This window comes from Vibrio sp. St2 (genome assembly GCF_947311885.1).
Taxonomy (GTDB): domain Bacteria; phylum Pseudomonadota; class Gammaproteobacteria; order Enterobacterales; family Vibrionaceae; genus Vibrio; species Vibrio coralliilyticus.
This window is the reverse complement of record NZ_CAMZNA010000004.1, coordinates 134433-154069: the sequence shown is the minus strand read 5'-3', so window position 1 is coordinate 154069 and position 19637 is coordinate 134433. Positions and strand designations below refer to the sequence as shown.

The window sequence follows — 19637 nt, the reverse complement described above, 5'->3', positions numbered from 1 at the left end:
AAAATCCCTTCTCCCAGACCAGTTTCGCGAACTTTTATATTACTTATTCCCCTTTTGTGACCTCATAGGCGATTTACTTCACGATTGTTACAAAAAGGTAGCTTTATCTTGTCAAAAAGTAGGGTTTTATTTATCATTTGCCATCAAATAAATACAACTAAATTCGTATTTTGTTAGCCATGCTCTTTAAGCGGAATAACAATAATCCAAAAGGAGCAAATGGGAGAATGTTTGGATGAGCAATGCGCCTTTAAATAACGGTCGCAGACGTTTCTTGACAGCTACAACTGCGGTTGTGGGTGGTCTCGGAGCAGCTGCTGTCGCCGTTCCTTTTATTAAATCTTGGAACCCAAGTGAGAAAGCAAAAGCTGCGGGTGCCCCTGTTGAAGTTGACATCGGTAAACTTGAAGAAGGGCAGATGGTTCGTGTCGAATGGCGTGGTAAACCTGTATGGGTTGTCCGTCGTGCACAATCGATCGTAGACGCGCTGAAAAATATCGACGGTCAGCTTCGTGACCCAGCATCAGGCGAAGAGCAGCAACCAGCATATGCTCAAAATGCCTACCGTTCCATCAAGCCTGAGTACTTTGTTGCTGTAGGTATCTGTACCCACCTTGGTTGTTCACCGACTTATTTACCAGACAGTTTTAGTGAACAGGTTCAGGGTGTTAAATCAGGTTTCTTCTGTCCTTGTCACGGCTCTAAGTTTGATATGGCTGGTCGTGTGTTCCAAGGTGTACCTGCTCCACTAAACCTGGTTGTTCCAAAGCACATGTATCTCAGTGATACTAAGATTATCATCGGTGTTGACGAAGAAGGGGAGGCATAATGCAAGCTCTACTTGATTGGGTAGAAAAACGCATACCCGCAATGAATGCGTACAAGAAGCACCTTTCTGAATATCCGATGCCGAAGAACTTTAACTTTTGGTATCTGTTTGGCTCACTAGCAATGCTTGTGTTGGTTAACCAGATCCTGACAGGTATCTGGCTGACAATGAACTACGTTCCATCTGGCGATGGCGCGTTTGCTTCAATCGAATACATCATGCGCGACGTAGAGTACGGTTGGCTACTCCGTTATATGCACTCAACGGGCGCGTCTGCGTTCTTCGTTGTGGTTTACCTGCACATGTTCCGTGGCTTGATCTACGGCTCTTATCAGAAGCCTCGTGAGCTGCTGTGGATCTTTGGTATGCTTATCTTCCTTGTGTTGATGGCTGAAGCTTTCATGGGCTACCTACTTCCATGGGGTCAGATGTCTTACTGGGGTGCACAGGTAATCATTTCATTGTTTGGTGCAATTCCTGTTATTGGTGATGACCTAACGCTATGGATTCGTGGTGACTACGTGATCTCAGGTGCTACCCTGAACCGTTTCTTTGCACTGCACGTTATCGCACTTCCTATCGTACTTCTGCTGCTTATCGTTTTGCACGTCTTGGCACTGCATGAAGTAGGTTCTAACAACCCAGACGGTATCGAAACTAAGCTACCTAAAGGTTCGATGGGCGACGACTACAAAACTCAGTTCCCATTCCACAAGGATTACACTAAGAAGTACGACATCATTGATTCTATTCCTTTCCACCCTTACGGTACGGTGAAGGATATGGTTGGTGTAGCAGGTTTCCTATTCCTGTTCTGTTATGTGTTGTTCTTCAACCCAGAAATGGGAGGATACTTCCTTGAGCCGCCTAACTTTGAAGCCGCTAACCCATTGAAAACACCAGAGCACATTGCTCCAGTATGGTACTTCACACCGTTCTACGCGATTCTACGTGCCGTTCCTGATAAGTTACTAGGTGTTATCGCGATGGGCGCGTCTATTGTCGTGTTGTTTGTTCTACCATGGCTAGACCGTTGTAAGGTCCGTTCTTACCGCTACCGCAGTAAGTTCCATTTATTCAATATCATCCAGTTTACGATCAGCTTTATTGCGCTAGGTGTTCTTGGTGCGCTTCCAGCGACGCCAACATATACGCTATTAGCTCAGATCTTCAGCTTAGCTTACTTCATGTTCTTCGTACTTCTGTACTTCTACAGCAAGAACGAAGCGACTAAGCCACTACCAGAAAGGGTGACATTCAAATGAAAAAATGGATTGTAATTTTGTTTGCAATGCTGCCTTCTCTGGCAATGGCAGCGGGCGCAAATGTACCGCTTGATAAAGCAAACAACGACCTAAGTGACCAAGCTTCACTGCAAAATGGTGCCAAGTTGTTCATGAACTACTGTTTCGGCTGTCACTCAGCGCAGTACCAACGTTACGAGCGTGTTGCTCGTGATATCGGTATTCCAGTTGAGTTGCTAAAAGAAAACCTGATTTTCGATCCTAATGCGAAAGTTGGTGATCTGATGGAAAATGCCATCCCGGACAAATCAGCAGCGAAATGGTTTGGTGCAACACCACCAGATCTAACACTAGTTGCCCGTGTTCGTGGTTCTGACTGGCTATACACATACTTGCGTTCTTTCTATGAGGACCCATCTCGCCCGTTTGGAGTGAACAATGTTGTTTTCCCAAGTGTTGGTATGCCGCACGTATTGGAAGAGCTTCAGGGCATTCCTAAGCCGGTTTACGAGACTCAAGTCGTAGAAGGCGAAGAGCATAAAGTTGTGGTTGGTGTTGAAAGTGATGGCACTGGTGAGTTGAACCAAGAAGAGTATGACGATGCAGTTCGTGACTTGGTGAACTTCCTAGAATACTCGGGTGACCCAGTGAAACTAGAGCGTCATGCACTAGGTTGGTGGGTAATGGCATTCCTCGTTATCTTCACTATCGTGGTTGTTTTGCTCAAGAAAGAGTATTGGCGTGATGTGCACTAATTGTGCTATCATGCTGTGCTAATTCCCAATTTTATTGTTGATAATGGAGGCTTAGCCTCCATTATTTTTTATATCTGTAAGTGTGCTGGAGGGCTCCATGGCTGTAGCTGCCAATAAACGTTCTGTGATGACTCTATTTTCAAGTGCATCTGATATGTATAGCCATCAGGTACGTATTGTTCTGGCTGAGAAAGGCGTAAGTGTTGAAGTTGAATTGGTCGACGAAGCAAATCTTCCTGCTGAACTGATTGAACTGAACCCATATAAATCAGTACCTACTTTGGTAGATCGCGAGCTTGCCCTTTACGACTCAAAAATCATCATGGAATACTTGGATGAGCGTTTCCCACATCCACCTTTGATGCCTGTATACCCAGTTGCTCGTGGTAACAGCCGTCTGATGATTTACCGTATTGAGAAAAACTGGTATTCACTGGCAGAGAAAGTTGTCAAAGGCAATGCTGAAGAAGCAGAAGCTGCACGCAACAAGTTACGTAACGACCTTCTTACTCTAGGTCCGGTTTTTGCTGAATTTGAATACTTCATGAGCGAAGAATTCAGTCTTATCGACTGTTATTTAGCTCCGCTATTGTGGCGTTTGCCTCAGCTAGGTATCGAGCTTGTTGGTCCTGGTTCTAAAGAGCTGAAGGTTTACATGAACCGCGTATTTGAGCGTGATTCATTCCTAGCTTCTTTGACTGAAGCAGAACGTGAAATGCGTCTGAGTCGCTAATTGGAAGCGAAATGGACATAGAAAAAATGACACCACGCCGACCATATATGCTTCGTGCATTTTATGATTGGTTGGTGGACAACGACTTGACCCCACATTTAGTCGTGGCTGCTACTCTTCCAGGCGTTCGTGTGCCGGTTGAGTTTGTTCAGGATGGCCAGATCATTCTGAATATTGCTCCTCGAGCGGTGGGGAATTTAGAGTTAGGCAATGAAGCGATTACATTTAGTGCTCGCTTCTCAGGTCGTCCTCACTCTGTCATTGTTCCATTGTATGCCGTGCAAGCCATCTACGCCCGTGAGAACGGTGCAGGTACGATGTTTGAGCCAGAAGATGCTTACATGGATGACTTCGAAGAAGAAGACATGACGGATGTTGAAGAGTTGGTTGAAGAAGAATCTGGCCTGTCATTGGCGACAGAGTCCGATGATGACGAATCGACTCCAGATGATGAGCCGCCAAGGCCGAAAGGTCGCCCAAGTTTGCGAGTAGTCAAATAAACAAAAAGCAGCAAATTCGCTGCTTTTTTTGTGCCTTGAGCAGTGACTAGCTTCCAGTTTGGAATGCTTTGATGACTTGTTTGACTCCGGATATGTTACGTGCAACATCCACGGCAATATCCGCTTGTTCAGGAGATACATAGCCCAGCAAGAAGACTTCTTTGTCTTCTGTAATCACTTTCACTTTAATGCCATTGAGTTCGCCATTTGTCAGCAGTGCGGATTTCACTTTGGTTGTGATCCAACTGTCATGACTGATTTGGCCAACAGAAAGTGGGGCTTTGATGCGGACTTGGTTATGAATTTTCTTTACGCCTTTCAGCTCTTGGGTTTTGGCAACAAACTGGTTGAGCAGGTCCTGATTACTAGCTTGGCCCATCAGTACTACGGTGCCGTCGTAGGAACTGGCGGTAATTCTGACCTCACGCTGAAAAGGTGGCTTATTCGCTAAGCCTGCCACTTCAAACTCGATATTGTTGTCATCCCACATTTCTTGTGTCGTGCGAGTGTCAGTGACAACATTGACGGTCGTTGCTGCACCAGCAACAAACAAACCTGCGCAGCCAGTTGTGCTGAGTAGCATGCAGGCTATGACAAAAGCTTTAAGGTGTTTCATAACTTACTCTTCGTGAGCTGGGAACAGTACTTGATCGATAAGATCGCATAAGCAGTGCAGTGTCACCATATGCACTTCATGAATTCTAGCCGTTCTGTGAGATGGTATCCGAATTTCCACATCGTTTTCTCCCAGTAAACCCGCCATCTCGCCGCCATCCTTACCTGTGAAGGCAATGATCGTCATATCACGCGTCACGGCTGCTTCCATGGCTTTGATGATGTTTTTACTGTTACCACTGGTCGATATAGCCAGCAAGATATCTCCTGTTTGGCCAAAAGCTCTGACCTGTTTTGAGAAGATTTCCTCATAATGGTAATCATTGGCCACCGCAGTCAGAGTGGTATTGTCGGCCGTTAACGCCATTGCAGGTAGGCTTGGACGTTCGGTTTCAAAGCGGTTGAGCAGACACGAGACAAACTGTTGTGCATTAGAGGAAGAGCCACCGTTACCGCAGCATAAGATCTTATTCCCATTGAGTAGGCTGGCGACCATGGCCTGTGCGGCATGGGTAATTGCATCTGGTAGAGCTTCTGCGGCGGCAATTTGAATCTGAATACTTTCTGTAAAGCTGTCTTTAATGCTGTCTAGCATTGATTATCCTTGAGTTATTGCGTTTTTTATCCACTCGATTTGCTTACCTTGCTGATGCATGGCCACCAAGTCAAATCGAAAATCGGTTGTGTGAGCGGACTTACCCTGTTTCATCAACCAGACGTTGGCTGTTTTGATGAGCTTGTGCATTTTGCTTTGGGTAACCGTTTCTGCAGCGTGACCATAGTGTTGGTTTGAGCGGTAACGTACTTCAACAAAAACTATGGTCGAGCCTTCCTGCATTATAAGATCGAGTTCACCGCCTTTGGAATGGAAGTTTCGCTCAATCGGTGACAAGCCTTGGCGGATGAGGTATTGCTCCGCCAAGGCTTCGTAGTGTTCACCACTTTGGCGTTTACTTAGCCACACCATGTTCAGCCCAGCTGATTTCTCGTTGTACTACGCAGTCTTCGTTGATGCTCAGTACACCGGTATTGCCCTGCAAAGTATGGCCTTGAACAACTTTCATTTGTGGCAATTGTTCCATTAACAGGTACGCATCCATACCAAGCGCTTGAAGGCGTTTCTCTGCATTAGAATCTTTCGGCCACAATTGCTCCATTTGCGCTTCCAATGCTGCATTTGGCTGTATTAATAGCGGGATGTCACTGTACATCACGCCTGTGAGGTCTTCATATTGCTGGCGGCCACTGTTACTGCGTGAGTTTGAAAACAGTTTAGGTGGTGCGGTATCTGGGTTCACCGCCACTTCTATAAATGGCTTGATCAGTGTTAGCTCTGAACTGCCTGCTACTATGTATACCGCATCAATATCACGACGGCTGCGTGGTTGGCTTTCGAGAGGTATATCAAGTAGTGATTCCATCTGGGCGATATGCTGCTGGCTTTCTTGTAAGCCGAAGACTTTATTGATATCACGTTGAAGCTGGCGTTTGTCGCCAAATAGATTCACCGCGACTTTATCTTTACTGTATTTTTTCCATTCCCCTTCGAAGGCTTCGACAACACGAGTACCAAGCCTGCCTTGAGGGGCGAGAATTAACGGGTAGCGATATCCTTGAGCAAATAGGTGTTTTGCCGCTTGAGCGACTTCTTGCTCTGGTGAGAGTGCCAAATAGCAAGTGTTATTGCCCGCTTCTAGGTCATCTGGAATGTTTAGCGCTAAGGTAGGTAGTGGGCGCGAAAAGCTGGCTTGTGCTTGCTGTAGCTTTTCAATGTTGCTTTTAATCAGTGGACCAACAACAAAGTCGATGTTTTTCTCTACTAAAGTCTGTTCTAACTGCTCTGGTGTCACAGTGTTGGTATCGATCACAGTCAGGTTGGCATTCTCATCACGCTGCGTATCGTTCATCATTTCTAAGATGAAGCCGTCACGAATCAACTGAGCTTGTTTGGCGAACTTACCGGATAAAGGCAGGAGTAAAGCCGTACTGACGGGTTTGACAATTTCGAGAGCGAGAATATCGCTGATCGCTTGCGGAGTATGAGCCGCTGCTGGGTGATCCGGATTTTCTTCTAGCCATTTTTCTAGGGTGTTTTTTAGCTGAGGAATGTTGCTAGATAAGGTTTTTGTGTATATCGCTAACTGCAACCAACCATCAAGGATGGCCTCATTCGGCTCAGCTGAAAATTGGGTAATCTGGTACTGACTGTATTGATTGAGGTTGCTCCACACGCCCTGGGTGATAACTTCTTGTTCCGCTTTGTCAACATACTCTGATGACTTAGTCAGTTCGCGAGCTGCTTCGAAATATTGGCCTTGTTGAGTCAGGAGTTTTGCTCGTGTTTGGTAGTAGTCTTTCCACTGTTCATCGGCCAAATTCCAAGATGGCTTGAAGTTAAGTTTGCTGAGCGCCTCTTCGTATTTCTCTTGCTTCATCAAAACATCAGCACGCGCCAGTTGCCATTCTGCTTGCTGCAGCTGGGTTAAGTTTTGTCGGCCGAGGCGCTTTATTAACAATTCAGCCTGAGTGATATCGTTTGATTCAATGGCGGCTTTTAAAGCCATGATTAACCAATCACTCTGAATACTGCCTTCACTGCTGTCTGCACGCATTAGGTAAGTCTGCATGGACTGGTTAGGATCAAGCGTTATATCAACATTAGTCGGTGTTGAAGGTGCAGTAGAACAGGCCGCCAGTGTGACAGCAAGGGCTACAGGAGTCAGTAAGCGTGTTACACTGAGTCGCTTTTGGTTTTTCATGGCCATGAGTTATTAACTAATTCCGTATAAAATTGTGTCTATATTAATCGTTGAAGTGATGGTAAACAAATGACAGATAACAAAACCTTACCAACTGAGGTCCCAACTCTATATATTGTCCCGACTCCAATTGGCAATTTAGGTGATATCACTCAACGAGCGCTCGACGTTTTAACAAATGTTGATCTGATAGCTGCCGAAGATACGCGCCATACTGGCAAATTGTTGTCTCATTTTGGTATTCCGACCAAAACTTTTGCACTACATGATCATAATGAGCAGCAAAAAGCGCAAGTTTTGGTTGAGAAACTGTTAGCTGGGCACTCAATTGCCCTAGTTTCAGATGCAGGAACGCCATTAATCAGTGACCCAGGGTATCATCTGGTCACAAAATGTCGTCAGGCTGGGGTTAAAGTTGTGCCACTTCCTGGCGCGTGTGCTGTGATTACTGCGTTAAGTGCGTCTGGTTTGCCTTCTGACCGATTCAGCTTTGAAGGGTTTCTGCCAGCGAAAAGTAAGGGTCGAAAAGATAAATTTCTTGAGATTGCAAAGGCAGAACGTACTTGTATTTTTTATGAATCTCCGCATCGTATCGTCGACTCTCTCGAAGATATGCTGGATATTCTCGGCCCAGAGCGTGAAGTTGTACTCGCTCGTGAGCTGACGAAAACCTTTGAAACCATTCAGGGCTTACCGCTTGGCGAATTGATAGAGTGGGTAAAAGCAGACGAAAATCAGCAAAGGGGTGAAATGGCATTGCTGATTCATGGTTACCGCGCGGCAGCAATAGACACTCTACCTGAAGAAGCGACTCGCACGCTGGCTATTTTGACGAAAGAGTTACCATTAAAGAAAGCCGCTGCCATGGCTGCTGAAATCTACAACCTCAAAAAAAATGCACTGTATAAATGGGGACTAGATAACCTTGATTAAGAAGGTGAATCTAGATGACAGAGTCGGGAGAAAGTAACCTCGACTCTGTGTTTTGTTGCTCTTCTGTGCATTTCTTCATCACTCAGTCTCTCGTTTACAGCAAATCTGTGATCTCGCTAGACACTTTGATTCAATCTCTATACAATCCGCCTCGGAGTTGACTGGGTAGTCGCTGCTTCATTGATGTCCTTTAGCCTTGTGCTGGGGAGACTGATGAAGGGGAGGAAAGTCCGGGCTCCATAGAGCAGGGTGCCAGGTAACGCCTGGGGGGCGCAAGCCTACGACAAGTGCAGCAGAGAGAAGACCGCCGATGGCTCGTAAGAGCACAGGTAAGGGTGAAAGGGTGCGGTAAGAGCGCACCGGACGACTGGCAACAGTTCGTTGCAGGGTAAACTCCACCCGGAGCAAGACCAAATAGGCTTCCACATTGCGTTGCTCGCGTAAGGAAGCGGGTAGGTTGCTCGAGCCAGTGAGCGATTGCTGGCCTAGACGAATGGCTACCACCGCGCAAGCGGAACAGAACCCGGCTTACATGTCGGCTCCACCTATTCGAGACCCATCGTAACCTCAGCGTTATGATGGGTTTTTTGCTTTTTATTGACGAAATTAATTCTGCAAGCACTAAACTTAGCGCAATATCACGTGTTCCAGTCCGCTATGGGTGGCGATCACCTTCTAAATCAGTACACTGGAGAGTTTGAGCGCGTCGGTGCGAGAGCGAGATAAAAAATCATGACCGAAGAATTTAAGCACATTTCTGTATTACTGCATGAGTCTATCGATGGCTTAGCGATTAAGCCTGATGGTACCTACATTGACGGAACCTTTGGTCGTGGTGGTCACAGTCGCCAAATTCTTTCCCAGCTAGGTGAACATGGTCGCCTTTTCAGTATTGATCGCGATCCGCAAGCTATTGCTGAAGCTCAAACGATCGATGACCCTAGATTTACCATTATTCACGGCCCTTTCTCAGGCATGGCTAAGTATGCAGAAGAGCGAGGTTTAGTTGGCCAAGTCGATGGTGTCTTGCTTGATCTTGGTGTTTCCTCTCCTCAGCTTGATGATGCCGAGCGTGGTTTCAGTTTTATGAAAGATGGTCCACTGGATATGCGTATGGACCCAACATCGGGCATTCCTGTCTCGCAGTGGTTGATGGAAGCCGATCTTGATGACATCACATGGGTTATCCGTGAGTTTGGTGAAGATAAGCATGCTCGTCGCATTGCTAAAGCGATCGTTGCTTACCGTGAAAATGAAGAAAACGAGCCGCTGACGCGTACAGGTCAACTTGCAAAACTTATTTCTGACGCGGCGCCAAAGAGTTTTAAAGAGAAAAAGCACCCAGCCACGCGTTCATTCCAGGCGTTCCGTATTTACATCAACAGTGAGTTGGAAGAAATCGACACCGCGTTAAAAGGCGCAGCCAGTATTTTGGCTCCGGAAGGTCGTTTATCCGTAATCAGTTTCCACTCCCTTGAAGATCGCATGGTGAAGCGTTTTATTCGCAAAGAGAGCAAAGGCCCTGAAGTGCCTCATGGTATTCCAATGACGGAAGCGCAAATTAAAGCACTGGGCAGCGCTAACTTAAAACCGATCGGTAAAGCGATTAAGCCTTCCAAGCAAGAAGTTGACATTAATACTCGCTCTCGCAGCTCTGTGCTACGAATTGCGGAAAAACTTTAATAGTAATGAGCAAACCCACTCCTAATCTCGCCAAATTGATCGCTCTCGACCTACTTACTGTGGGGCGAGTGCCTTTGCTGGTGCTGATTTTGATCTTTGCATCAGCCATGGGAGTAGTTTTCACCACACACCACACGCGACAGGCCATTACCGAAAAAGATCAAGCCTTGCAGGAACGTGAACGGCTGGATAACGAGTGGCGCAACTTGTTGATTGAGGAAACGGCATTGGCTGAGCATAGCCGAGTGCAAGAAATTGCTAAAGACGAACTGCAAATGAAGCGCCCGGACTCAGATAAAGAAGTGGTGATTGATCTTCCATGAGTAAAAACAAAGCCTCCTCTGCGCCTAAGAAAAAAACCGTTGTTGAGCCGCCGAGCTTGATCCGTTGGCGCTTTTATCTGGTGTTATTTTTTGTCTTCAGTGCCTTCGCTGCGCTGGTCACCCGTATTGCCTACATCCAGATTGTTGAGCCCGATAACCTGATCCAGCAAGGGGATTTGCGCTCCGTCCGTGCCAAAACTATTCACTCTGCACGAGGGATTGTTTCCGATCGCAATGGTGAGCCGTTGGCGGTCAGTGTGCCCGTAGAAGCGGTGTGGGCAGACCCTGCGACCATCTTTAAACGCAATGGCTTTGCTAATATGGATCGCTGGTATGCGCTGGCTGATGTACTTGGTCTCGACCGTAAAGAAATGGTCGACAAAATCCGCAGTAATAAATCCCGCCGTTTTGTCTATCTTCAGCGCCAAGTTAGCCCTGCAATGGCCAACTATATCCGCGAGCTTAAGCTTGCAGGTGTGGGGTTGAAAGCGGAATCTCGCCGCTATTACCCGACAGGTGAGGTTAGTGCTCACTTAGTCGGTGTGACAGGGATTGATGGGCACGGATTAGAAGGTGTTGAACGCAGCTATGATAAATGGCTGACGGGTGAAGCAGGTAAACGCATTATCCGTAAAGACAGATATGGTCGAGTTGTTGAAAACATTTCATTGGAAGAGCGAGAAGAAGGCAAACCGCTCGAGCTGACAATTGATCAGCGTATTCAGGCCATTGCCTATCGTTCTATCAAGCAAGCCGTAGCTGATTACCGAGCTACCTCGGGCACTGCGGTAATATTGGATGTGAAAACCGGCGCTGTGCTAGCTATGGTTAACGCGCCGTCTTACAACCCAAATAACCGTTCTGACCTTCAATCGGCAAAAATGAGAAACCGAGCCATCACCGATGCGTTTGAACCTGGTTCAACGGTGAAACCTTTTGTGGTCTTAGCTGCATTGGATAACGGTGTCGCTGATAAAGACACCGTCATTGATACTGGCAATGGCATTATGCCAATCGGTGGTCAGAGAGTACGTGATACATCCAAAGTAGGGAAAGCGGATCTAACTACGATTTTGAAGAAATCGAGTAATATTGGTGTCGCTAAACTGGCGCTCGACATGCCTTTAGAAGCCTTACTTGGTATGTACAGTTCGGTTGGGTTCGGTGAAATGTCCGGGCTTAACTTAGTAGGTGAAACTCCAGGGATATTCCCCAACCGACGTCGCTGGTCTAAGTTTGAGATTGCGACTTTAGCGTTCGGTTATGGTCTGACAATTACGCCTCTTCAACTGGCACATGCTTATGCGACGCTAGGCAACTACGGTAAATACCAACCTATTCACATTATCGAAAACAATCAGCAAGACTTGTCACGTCAGGTGATTGACGAAAATAATGCCCATATGGTGCTGAACATGTTGGAAACCGTGACCCAGCCCGGAGGCACCGCGACCAAGGCTGCCGTTCCCGGTTATCGCGTGGCGGCAAAAACAGGTACATCTCGTAAAGCAATTGCGGGTGGCTATGGCGACGAATACTTCGCCTATACAGCAGGAGTTGCTCCTGTGAGCAATCCGCGAGTTGCTGTAGTGGTGGTAGTCAACGAGCCACAAGGGGATAACTATTACGGTGGTTCGGTTGCTGGCCCTGTGTTTTCCGAGATTTTAAAAGGCACACTACAGATATTAAATGTAGCGCCTGATGAAAACCGATTTAAAGAAGAATAAGTGAGACGTTAAATGTCCAAAGAACTCACACTGACTCATCTGCTTGCACCTTGGGTATCTCTTTCACACCAAGTTGGCAATGATGTTGCTATTCAAAGGCTAGAGCTCGATAGCCGTAAAATAAAGACGGGCTCGACGTTTGTTGCGATTAAAGGCCATACGGTAGATGGTCGACAGTTTATTCATGCTGCAATCCAGCAAGGTGCGAACGCAATTATCGCTGAAGCAGATGATCAAAACGTGCATGGCAAAGTTGAGCAGTTAGAAGGCGTTCCTGTGGTTTATATTGCGGGTCTGAACCAGTACTTGTCTCAATTGGCGAGTCGTTTGCAACCACTCAGCCATAACCAGTTGATCGCAGTGACTGGAACCAATGGCAAAACCACCATCACACAGCTAATTGCTCAGTGGTTGGAGTTATCCGGCCAGCGCGCAGCAGTATTAGGTACAACAGGCAATGGCTTTCTTGAGTCGTTGACGCCTGCATTGAACACCACAGGTAATGCGCTTGAAATTCAGCAAACCTTGTCTGAATTAGAAGACCAAGGCGCACAATACACGGCGATGGAAATTTCCTCTCATGGCCTCGTGCAAAATAGAGTCAAGGCTCTCAGCTTTTCGGTAGGGGTGTTCTCAAACCTGAGTCGTGATCATCTTGATTATCATGGCACGATGGAAGAATACGCCCGAGCTAAACTGTCGCTGTTTACTGCGCATGATTGCGCTAAAGCGGTGATCAATATTGATGATACGGTCGGCGCGTCGTGGGTAGAACTGCTTGATGACTGTATTCCTGTTTCTTTGTCCCCGATTCAAACGAGCAAAGGGGTCTTCGCTACACAAGTTCAATATTCTGAAGCGGGTATTACCCTGAATTTTTCTGGTCAGTATGGTGATGGTCGCTTTACTGTTCCTTTGATTGGAGAGTTCAACGCTAGCAATGTGCTGGTGGCTTTTGCTGCCTTGTTGTCACTGGGTATCGATAAGCAGATATTGATTGAAAGTGCTAACCAACTTAAACCTGTTTTAGGTCGTATGGAATTGTTTCATGCAAAAGGTAAAGCCAAGGTCGTGGTGGATTATGCCCATACACCAGATGCATTGGAAAAAGCACTGTTAGCTCTAAAAGTGCATTGTAATGGACGACTTTGGGTCATATTTGGTTGCGGTGGGGATAGAGATACAGGCAAGCGCCCGATGATGGCTTCTATCGGCGAAAGGTTAGCTGATGTGGTGATCTTGACCGATGACAACCCACGCAGCGAATCGTCGTCAGCGATAGTAAAAGATATGCTGGTGGGTATGGCTTCACCTGAAAATGCCATTGTTGAACATGACCGCTATAAAGCTTTGGCGCATGCACTAAAGCACAGTAGTGGTGAAGATATTATTTTGCTCGCTGGTAAAGGCCATGAAGATTACCAAGTACTGGCTAATGAAACAGTCCACTATTCTGATCGAGAGTCCGCCCAACGACTTCTGGAGCTAACATTATGATTACTCTGATGCTGTCTCAGCTTGTTGATGTACTTGATGCTCAACTCATCGGTGATGATACCGCTATTCAATCTGTCTCAACGGACACGAGAACGATTGAATCGGGGTCTCTGTTTGTCGCATTGGTGGGTGAACGATTTGATGCCCATGACTTTGCAGAACAAGCTGCCGCGGCTGGAGCGAGCGCTTTGTTGGTCAGTAAAGCGGTTGACGTTCAGGTGCCTCAGCTATTAGTCGAAGACACCAAAGTCGCACTGGGCAAGCTGGGCCAGTTCGTTCATCAAGTGTGTCAAACACCAACTGTTGCGATTACGGGGAGCTGCGGCAAAACCACAGTCAAAGAGATGGTCGCTAGTATTATGACTCAGAAAGGCCAAGTGCTGTATACCGCTGGCAACTTTAACAATGATATCGGTGTTCCACTGACTCTGTTGCGTTCTCAACCGGAAGATGACTTTGCAGTTATTGAGCTCGGCGCCAATCATGTTGGAGAGATCGCTTATACGACGCAACTGGTTAGGCCGGATGTCGCAATGGTTAATAACGTTGCAGCAGCGCACTTGGAAGGCTTCGGCTCAATGGATGGAGTAAAACGTGCTAAAGGTGAAATTTATCAGGGGCTTAAACCTGGTTCTGTCGCGATTGTAAACCTAGATAGCAATGGTGGAGATTACTGGCGAGAAGTGCTGTCTGACAAAACAGTGAAGACATTTTCACTGTCTGATAACAGTGCGGAATATAAAGCGCGTAATGTAACAATGAATGTGAATGGTGAAGCTTCTTTTACTATTCAGACACCAGAGACGTCTTTCGATGTCAAACTTGGCATTATTGGTCAACATAATGTATCGAATGCATTGGCGGCGACGGCGTTGTCACTGGAATTGGGTGCAACACCAGAAATGATCGCCTCAGGCCTTGCCAACTTATCAAAAGTGAAAGGTCGAGTTGAAACTGTCGATCTAACCGATAGCATTAGACTGATTGACGACAGTTATAATGCCAGTGTTCCTGCTATGAAAGCGGCTGCAGATTTGCTCAATAGCTTTGATGGAGTGCGCTGGCTTGTTTTAGGCAATATGGCTGAGTTGGGGGAAGAAAGTCTTGCACTTCATCGCCAAGTCGGTGAACATGCTGCCCCATTTAAATTTGAACATGTGCTTACCTTTGGCGCTGATACTAAAGCGATCAGCGACGTTTGTCAGGGAAGGCACTTTGATACTCATGACCATATGATTGAGTTTATTGAGCAGCAGCTCAGCCAGCAAACTGGCCCTCATACATTACTTGTAAAAGGGGCGAACAGTGCAGGAATGAGCAAGATCGCCGCTGCTTTGAAGGAGATGTATACATGATCATTTGGCTTGCAGAGCTTCTACAGCCATACTTTTCATTCTTCCGTTTGTTCGAGTACCTATCGTTTCGTGCCATCGTAAGTGTTTTGACCGCATTAGGCATATCTTTGTGGATGGGACCGCGCATGATCCGCCGTTTGCAGATGTTGCAAATTGGTCAGGTCGTACGTAACGAAGGTCCAGAGTCACACTTTAGTAAACGTGGTACCCCGACAATGGGGGGGATCATGATCCTGACTGCAATTGTGACGACCGTTTTACTTTGGACCGATCTTTCCAATCCTTACGTTTGGGCGGTGCTTGCGGTCCTGATCGGCTATGGTGCTGTGGGCTTTGTTGATGATTATCGAAAAGTCGTGCGCAAAAATACCGATGGCCTGATCGCGCGATGGAAGTACTTCTGGCAATCGGCGATCGCTCTGGTTGTGGCCTTTGCTTTGTATGCACATGGTAAAGACACCTCGGCGACTCAACTGGTAGTGCCTTTCTTTAAAGACATCATGCCTCAGCTTGGTCTGATGTACATTGTATTAACTTACTTCGTTATTGTCGGTACCAGTAATGCGGTTAACTTGACCGATGGTCTTGATGGCTTGGCCATTATGCCAACAGTCTTGGTGGCGGCGGGTTTTGCAGCGATTGCTTGGGCAACCGGTAACGTTAACTTCGCTAACTACCTGCACATTCCTTATGTTCCTCATGCTTCCGAGCTGGTGGTCGTCTGTACGGCAATAGTCGGTGCGGGTTTAGGATTCTTATGGTTTAACACCTATCCAGCCCAAGTCTTCATGGGCGATGTTGGTTCACTTGCCCTAGGCGGTGCACTGGGCACAATTGCAGTTCTTGTTCGTCAAGAGTTTGTGTTGGTGATCATGGGCGGTGTATTTGTGATGGAAACCCTGTCGGTGATTCTTCAGGTTGGTTCCTACAAGCTACGTGGTCAACGTATTTTCCGTATGGCGCCTATTCATCACCACTACGAGCTAAAAGGTTGGCCTGAGCCTCGTGTGATTGTGCGTTTTTGGATCATTTCCATTGTTCTGGTGTTAGTTGGTTTAGCAACACTGAAAGTACGTTAAGGAAAACGGAATTTGACTATGGATCGTTGGCAGAACATAGAGAGTGTTGTCGTTGTAGGGCTCGGTATTACCGGGCTCTCAGTCGTTAAATACTTAGCAAAATTGCCTTACAACCTCACAATTCGCGTCATCGATACCCGTGAAAATCCACCGGGAAGCGAAGCTCTTCCTCAAGGTGTTGAGCTACATGCTGGCGGCTGGAACAGCGACTGGTTGCTAAATGCGGATTTAGTGGTGGCGAACCCAGGGATCGCGCTTGCCACTGCTGAAATTCAACAGGCGCTGAACGCAGGTGTACAAGTGGTTGGAGACATCGAGCTGTTTGCTTGGCAGGTGGATAAGCCAGTTGTAGCCATTACTGGTTCGAATGGGAAAAGCACTGTTACGGACCTGACGGGTGTCGTCGCCAATGCTGCTGGCGTGAAGACAGCGATTGGCGGCAATATCGGAGTGCCTGCGTTGGATCTATTAGATCAAGATGCCGACTTATATGTGCTCGAACTCTCCAGCTTCCAATTAGAAACCACTTCTAGCCTTTCTCTAAAAGCCGCGGCATTCCTGAATTTATCGGAAGACCATATGGATCGTTATGACGATATGGAAGGATACCGTCAGGCAAAGCTTCGCATTTTTGAGCAAGCACAGGCGTGCATTGTCAATGCAGATGATCCTGCGACCTACCCAGATAACACAGATGCGTCTCTAGTCGAATTTAGCCTTGAAAAAAGTTGCGAGTTTCATGTCAAAGTAGTGGAAGGAAGAGAGTATTTGTGTCACCAAGATGCAAAAATACTGGCGTCTGACGAGCTAAGCCTAGTAGGAAGACACAATATTGCTAACGCGCTGGTCGTACTTGCCCTACTCGAACAAGCAGGTGTTGATATTTCTCATGGAATAGATGCACTTAAGTCTTACAACGGTCTGACACATCGATGTCAGGTCGTTGCGGATAATAACGGCGTTAAATGGGTCAATGACTCGAAAGCAACCAATGTTGCGAGCACTTTAGCTGCGCTGTCAGGCTTATCACTCTCCGGTAAACTCTACTTGTTGGTTGGCGGAGATGGTAAAGGCGCTGATTTTTCAGAGTTACAGCCCGCTTTGGACCAATTGGATGTTCAGCTATGCTGCTTTGGCGCTGATGGTGACAAGTTTCTTCCTTTGCATCGCAATGCAAAACGTTTCGAGACTATGGAAGATATAGTGAAATGGGCCAGCCCAAGAGTGGAAGCCGGTGATATGATTATGTTATCTCCAGCTTGTGCCAGCTTTGACCAATTTAAGAACTTTATGGCGCGCGGCGATGCTTTCACTGCTTTAGCCAAATATTATGCGTAGATAAGCCAACGGGAATGCAGATACGACACTTGCTAGCGAATACTAAACACTGGATGACCACTTCGTCACCAGAGGCTTTATTCGACCGTCAACTGGTGTGGATCTCTTTAGGATTGATGTTGACGGGCTTAGTCATGGTGACATCCGCTTCGTTTCCAATCAGTTCTCGCTTAACTGATCAACCTTTCCACTTTATGTTCCGCCACGCGATATTTTTAGTGTTAGCGTTATCGACGGCAAGTGTGATCCTCCAGGTGCCACTGAAGAAATGGTCGCAGTACAGCACTTTATTACTTGGGCTGTCGTTTTTCCTGCTTGTCGTGGTACTTGTTGCGGGTAAATCGGTGAACGGTGCTTCGCGCTGGATACCTCTCGGTCTGTTTAACCTTCAGCCTGCTGAAGTCGCAAAACTGTCACTATTCATTTTCATGTCGGGCTATTTAGTGCGTAAGCATGAAGAAGTGCGCTCTAGCTTCTTTGGCGGTTTTATTAAGCCCATTATTGTATTTGGAACCTTAGCAAGCTTGCTACTGCTTCAACCCGATCTAGGTACTGTCATCGTTATGTTGGTGACCTTATTCGGTATGTTGTTTATTGCTGGAGCCAAGCTCACCCAATTCTTGGCATTGATGGTGGTCGGGATTGCCTCGGTTGTCGGCCTTATCTTGGTCGAACCTTACCGAATGCGCCGTGTGACGTCATTTCTTGACCCTTGGGAAGACCCGTTTGGTAGTGGTTACCAGTTAACTCAGTCACTGATGGCTTTTGGTCGCGGTGAGTGGTTTGGTCAGGGGCTGGGTAACTCCATTCAAAAACTAGAATACTTGCCGGAAGCGCATACAGACTTCGTTTTTGCCGTATTAGCTGAAGAGCTTGGCTTTGTCGGCGTGGTATTGGTGTTAATACTGATATTTAGTCTGGTGGTTAAAGCGATTTTGATTGGGCGAAAAGCGTTTGATCATGATTTGTTGTTCGGTGGGTACCTGGCATTTGGCATTGGTATTTGGTTTGCTTTTCAGACCTTGGTCAACGTAGGCGCGGCGGCCGGTATGGTGCCGACAAAAGGCCTAACGTTACCTTTGATTAGCTACGGTGGTTCGAGTCTGATTATAATGTCGACCGCCGTTGCGATATTGCTCCGGATCGATCATGAATGTCGATTGATCGCATCGCATAGTGAGCTGCAACAGAAAGATGAAGATGAAAAAGAATAAGAGATTAATGGTGATGGCCGGAGGTACCGGTGGTCACGTATTTCCGGGTTTGGCGGTTGCCAAGAAGCTTCAGCAACAAGGATGGGAAATCCGTTGGCTAGGTACTGCTGATCGTATGGAAGCGGAACTGGTACCTAAGCATGGTATCGACATTGACTTTATTAAAGTCAAAGGATTACGTGGTCAAGGGCTAAGTCGCCTTATCAAAGCACCGTTTCAAATTGCGAATGCTATACTGCAAGCAAAGAAACATATGCAGAAATGGCAACCTGATGCCGTACTCGGTATGGGCGGGTACGTTAGTGGCCCTGGCGGTATCGCGGCTAAGATGCTGGGGGTTCCAGTTGTTCTGCATGAGCAGAATGCGGTGGCAGGATTAACCAACCAGTGGCTATCCCGTATCGCATCGAAGGTTTTTCAAGCGTTTCCTGGTGCTTTTCCCAACGCAGAGGTGGTCGGAAACCCTGTTCGTGAAGATGTCGTCGCTTTGCCTGAACCAGAACTAAGAATGGCCGAGCGCAAAGATACAATCCGCATCCTAGTGATGGGGGGGAGTCAAGGCGCGCAAATTCTCAACCGCACTATGCCAGAAGCAATGTCGAAACTTGGTGAAGGTTACCAAGTGCGCCATCAGGCAGGCAAAAATAATCAGATTGACGTGTCAGCGGCATATCAAACGGCTGGTGTAGATAAGGCTGACACAACAGAGTTTATCGATAATGTCGCAGAGGCTTACGCATGGGCAGATCTCATCGTTTGTCGTTCCGGTGCTTTAACCGTCTCTGAAGTGTCTGCTGCAGGTATCGGCGCGGTATTTATCCCCTTTATGCACAAAGACAGGCAACAAGCGTTGAACGCTGATCATTTAGTGGAGTGTGGCGCAGCGAAAATGATCGAGCAGCCAGATTTGACCGTCGATAAGTTGGTGGATCAGATTCAGCAATTAGATCGAACTAAGCTGCTTGAAATGGCGAACAAAGCACGAGCGGCAGCAAAATTAGACGCGGATACTAAAGTTGCTGATGCCATCATAGCGCTAACGAAATAACGAGA

19 protein-coding genes and 1 other RNA gene are annotated in these 19637 nt (G+C 46.9%); 16 read left to right on the top strand and 4 right to left on the bottom strand.

The genetic code is table 11. The annotated features are described in order from the left end of the window. Positions 1-235: 235 nt before the first annotated feature. From petA to sspB, 5 genes are all read left to right on the top strand, one after another. Complete coding sequence (gene petA / locus QMA41_RS14455; protein ID WP_006958025.1) at positions 236-829, top strand: ubiquinol-cytochrome c reductase iron-sulfur subunit; 594 nt, start codon at positions 236-238, stop codon at positions 827-829. Then, positions 829-2094 (top strand): cytochrome bc complex cytochrome b subunit, encoded by a 1266-nt coding sequence (locus QMA41_RS14450; protein ID WP_006958024.1) that lies wholly within the window; start codon positions 829-831, stop codon positions 2092-2094. The genes petA and QMA41_RS14450 overlap by 1 nt, the downstream gene beginning before the upstream one ends. Beyond that, positions 2091-2828, top strand: a complete 738-nt coding sequence (locus QMA41_RS14445; RefSeq protein WP_006958023.1) for a cytochrome c1 — start codon at positions 2091-2093, stop codon at positions 2826-2828. The genes QMA41_RS14450 and QMA41_RS14445 overlap by 4 nt, the downstream gene beginning before the upstream one ends. 97 nt (positions 2829-2925) lie before the next feature. Further along, entirely contained in the window at positions 2926-3561 is a 636-nt protein-coding gene (gene sspA, locus QMA41_RS14440) for a stringent starvation protein SspA (RefSeq protein ID WP_006958022.1), read from the top strand. A gap of 11 nt (positions 3562-3572) precedes the next feature. Continuing rightward, positions 3573-4061 carry a ClpXP protease specificity-enhancing factor gene (gene sspB, locus QMA41_RS14435; RefSeq protein ID WP_043009115.1) on the top strand — a complete coding sequence of 163 codons (489 nt, stop codon included), beginning with the start codon at positions 3573-3575 and terminating at the stop codon, positions 4059-4061. A 46-nt stretch (positions 4062-4107) separates the two neighbouring features. Here the strand turns inward: sspB and QMA41_RS14430 are convergent, their stop codons facing one another. The 4 genes from QMA41_RS14430 to QMA41_RS14415 are packed head-to-tail and all read right to left on the bottom strand — an operon-like array spanning position 4108 to position 7441. Then, positions 4108-4677, bottom strand: a complete 570-nt coding sequence (locus QMA41_RS14430) for a BON domain-containing protein (RefSeq protein ID WP_281630017.1) — start codon at positions 4675-4677, stop codon at positions 4108-4110. Positions 4678-4680: 3 nt separating this feature from the next. Then, positions 4681-5271, bottom strand: a complete 591-nt coding sequence (locus tag QMA41_RS14425) for a phosphoheptose isomerase (RefSeq protein WP_006958019.1) — start codon at positions 5269-5271, stop codon at positions 4681-4683. A 3-nt stretch (positions 5272-5274) separates the two neighbouring features. Next, entirely contained in the window at positions 5275-5643 is a 369-nt protein-coding gene (locus tag QMA41_RS14420; RefSeq protein WP_281630016.1) for a YraN family protein, read from the bottom strand. Continuing rightward, positions 5627-7441, bottom strand: coding sequence for a penicillin-binding protein activator (locus QMA41_RS14415; protein WP_281630015.1), 1815 nt, complete (start codon positions 7439-7441; stop codon positions 5627-5629). The genes QMA41_RS14420 and QMA41_RS14415 overlap by 17 nt, the downstream gene beginning before the upstream one ends. 63 nt (positions 7442-7504) lie before the next feature. Here QMA41_RS14415 and rsmI point away from each other — a divergent pair, with 63 nt between their 5' ends. From rsmI to murG, 11 genes are all read left to right on the top strand, one after another. After that, on the top strand, positions 7505-8368 hold the full coding sequence (gene rsmI / locus QMA41_RS14410; protein ID WP_019274492.1) for a 16S rRNA (cytidine(1402)-2'-O)-methyltransferase: 864 nt from the start codon (positions 7505-7507) through the stop codon (positions 8366-8368). Between the two features lie 153 nt (positions 8369-8521). Beyond that, positions 8522-8915: RNase P RNA component class A (gene rnpB, locus QMA41_RS14405), an RNA gene on the top strand. Positions 8916-9100: 185 nt separating this feature from the next. Beyond that, on the top strand, positions 9101-10051 hold the full coding sequence (gene rsmH / locus QMA41_RS14400) for a 16S rRNA (cytosine(1402)-N(4))-methyltransferase RsmH (RefSeq protein ID WP_095664471.1): 951 nt from the start codon (positions 9101-9103) through the stop codon (positions 10049-10051). Positions 10052-10056: 5 nt separating this feature from the next. Beyond that, on the top strand, positions 10057-10374 hold the full coding sequence (gene ftsL, locus QMA41_RS14395; RefSeq protein ID WP_006958010.1) for a cell division protein FtsL: 318 nt from the start codon (positions 10057-10059) through the stop codon (positions 10372-10374). Then, complete coding sequence (locus tag QMA41_RS14390) at positions 10371-12101, top strand: penicillin-binding transpeptidase domain-containing protein (RefSeq protein ID WP_038509808.1); 1731 nt, start codon at positions 10371-10373, stop codon at positions 12099-12101. Before ftsL ends, QMA41_RS14390 begins: the two co-directional genes overlap by 4 nt. A 12-nt stretch (positions 12102-12113) precedes the next feature. After that, entirely contained in the window at positions 12114-13598 is a 1485-nt protein-coding gene (gene murE / locus QMA41_RS14385; RefSeq protein ID WP_281630014.1) for a UDP-N-acetylmuramoyl-L-alanyl-D-glutamate--2,6-diaminopimelate ligase, read from the top strand. Then, positions 13595-14953: a UDP-N-acetylmuramoyl-tripeptide--D-alanyl-D-alanine ligase gene (gene murF / locus QMA41_RS14380; protein WP_281630013.1), complete on the top strand. Its 1359-nt coding sequence runs from the start codon at positions 13595-13597 to the stop codon at positions 14951-14953. Before murE ends, murF begins: the two co-directional genes overlap by 4 nt. Next, positions 14950-16032, top strand: a complete 1083-nt coding sequence (mraY, locus tag QMA41_RS14375) for a phospho-N-acetylmuramoyl-pentapeptide-transferase (RefSeq protein ID WP_006958000.1) — start codon at positions 14950-14952, stop codon at positions 16030-16032. The genes murF and mraY overlap by 4 nt, the downstream gene beginning before the upstream one ends. Positions 16033-16050: 18 nt before the next feature. After that, positions 16051-17370 carry a UDP-N-acetylmuramoyl-L-alanine--D-glutamate ligase gene (gene murD / locus QMA41_RS14370; RefSeq protein WP_281630012.1) on the top strand — a complete coding sequence of 440 codons (1320 nt, stop codon included), beginning with the start codon at positions 16051-16053 and terminating at the stop codon, positions 17368-17370. Between the two features lie 14 nt (positions 17371-17384). Beyond that, entirely contained in the window at positions 17385-18584 is a 1200-nt protein-coding gene (gene ftsW / locus QMA41_RS14365) for a cell division protein FtsW (RefSeq protein ID WP_029235986.1), read from the top strand. Beyond that, positions 18571-19632 carry an undecaprenyldiphospho-muramoylpentapeptide beta-N-acetylglucosaminyltransferase gene (gene murG, locus QMA41_RS14360; protein WP_281630011.1) on the top strand — a complete coding sequence of 354 codons (1062 nt, stop codon included), beginning with the start codon at positions 18571-18573 and terminating at the stop codon, positions 19630-19632. The genes ftsW and murG overlap by 14 nt, the downstream gene beginning before the upstream one ends. The last annotated feature ends 5 nt before the right edge of the window (positions 19633-19637 follow it).

Bases quoted from the DNA above. Each gene is read 5' to 3' on its own strand.
- rsmI (WP_019274492.1), top strand. From the start codon at position 7,505: ATGACAGATAACAAAACCTTACCAACTGAGGTCCCAACTCTATATATT.
- sspA (WP_006958022.1), top strand. From the start codon at position 2,926: ATGGCTGTAGCTGCCAATAAACGTTCTGTGATGACTCTATTTTCAAGT.
- QMA41_RS14420 (WP_281630016.1), bottom strand. From the start codon at position 5,643: ATGGTGTGGCTAAGTAAACGCCAAAGTGGTGAACACTACGAAGCCTTG.
- petA (WP_006958025.1), top strand. From the start codon at position 236: ATGAGCAATGCGCCTTTAAATAACGGTCGCAGACGTTTCTTGACAGCT.
- rsmH (WP_095664471.1), top strand. From the start codon at position 9,101: ATGACCGAAGAATTTAAGCACATTTCTGTATTACTGCATGAGTCTATC.
- QMA41_RS14425 (WP_006958019.1), bottom strand. From the start codon at position 5,271: ATGCTAGACAGCATTAAAGACAGCTTTACAGAAAGTATTCAGATTCAA.
- QMA41_RS14390 (WP_038509808.1), top strand. From the start codon at position 10,371: ATGAGTAAAAACAAAGCCTCCTCTGCGCCTAAGAAAAAAACCGTTGTT.
- ftsW (WP_029235986.1), top strand. From the start codon at position 17,385: ATGCAGATACGACACTTGCTAGCGAATACTAAACACTGGATGACCACT.
- murD (WP_281630012.1), top strand. From the start codon at position 16,051: ATGGATCGTTGGCAGAACATAGAGAGTGTTGTCGTTGTAGGGCTCGGT.
- QMA41_RS14430 (WP_281630017.1), bottom strand. From the start codon at position 4,677: ATGAAACACCTTAAAGCTTTTGTCATAGCCTGCATGCTACTCAGCACA.
- murE (WP_281630014.1), top strand. From the start codon at position 12,114: ATGTCCAAAGAACTCACACTGACTCATCTGCTTGCACCTTGGGTATCT.
- QMA41_RS14450 (WP_006958024.1), top strand. From the start codon at position 829: ATGCAAGCTCTACTTGATTGGGTAGAAAAACGCATACCCGCAATGAAT.
- QMA41_RS14445 (WP_006958023.1), top strand. From the start codon at position 2,091: ATGAAAAAATGGATTGTAATTTTGTTTGCAATGCTGCCTTCTCTGGCA.
- murG (WP_281630011.1), top strand. From the start codon at position 18,571: ATGAAAAAGAATAAGAGATTAATGGTGATGGCCGGAGGTACCGGTGGT.
- murF (WP_281630013.1), top strand. From the start codon at position 13,595: ATGATTACTCTGATGCTGTCTCAGCTTGTTGATGTACTTGATGCTCAA.
- QMA41_RS14415 (WP_281630015.1), bottom strand. From the start codon at position 7,441: ATGGCCATGAAAAACCAAAAGCGACTCAGTGTAACACGCTTACTGACT.
- sspB (WP_043009115.1), top strand. From the start codon at position 3,573: ATGGACATAGAAAAAATGACACCACGCCGACCATATATGCTTCGTGCA.
- ftsL (WP_006958010.1), top strand. From the start codon at position 10,057: ATGAGCAAACCCACTCCTAATCTCGCCAAATTGATCGCTCTCGACCTA.
- mraY (WP_006958000.1), top strand. From the start codon at position 14,950: ATGATCATTTGGCTTGCAGAGCTTCTACAGCCATACTTTTCATTCTTC.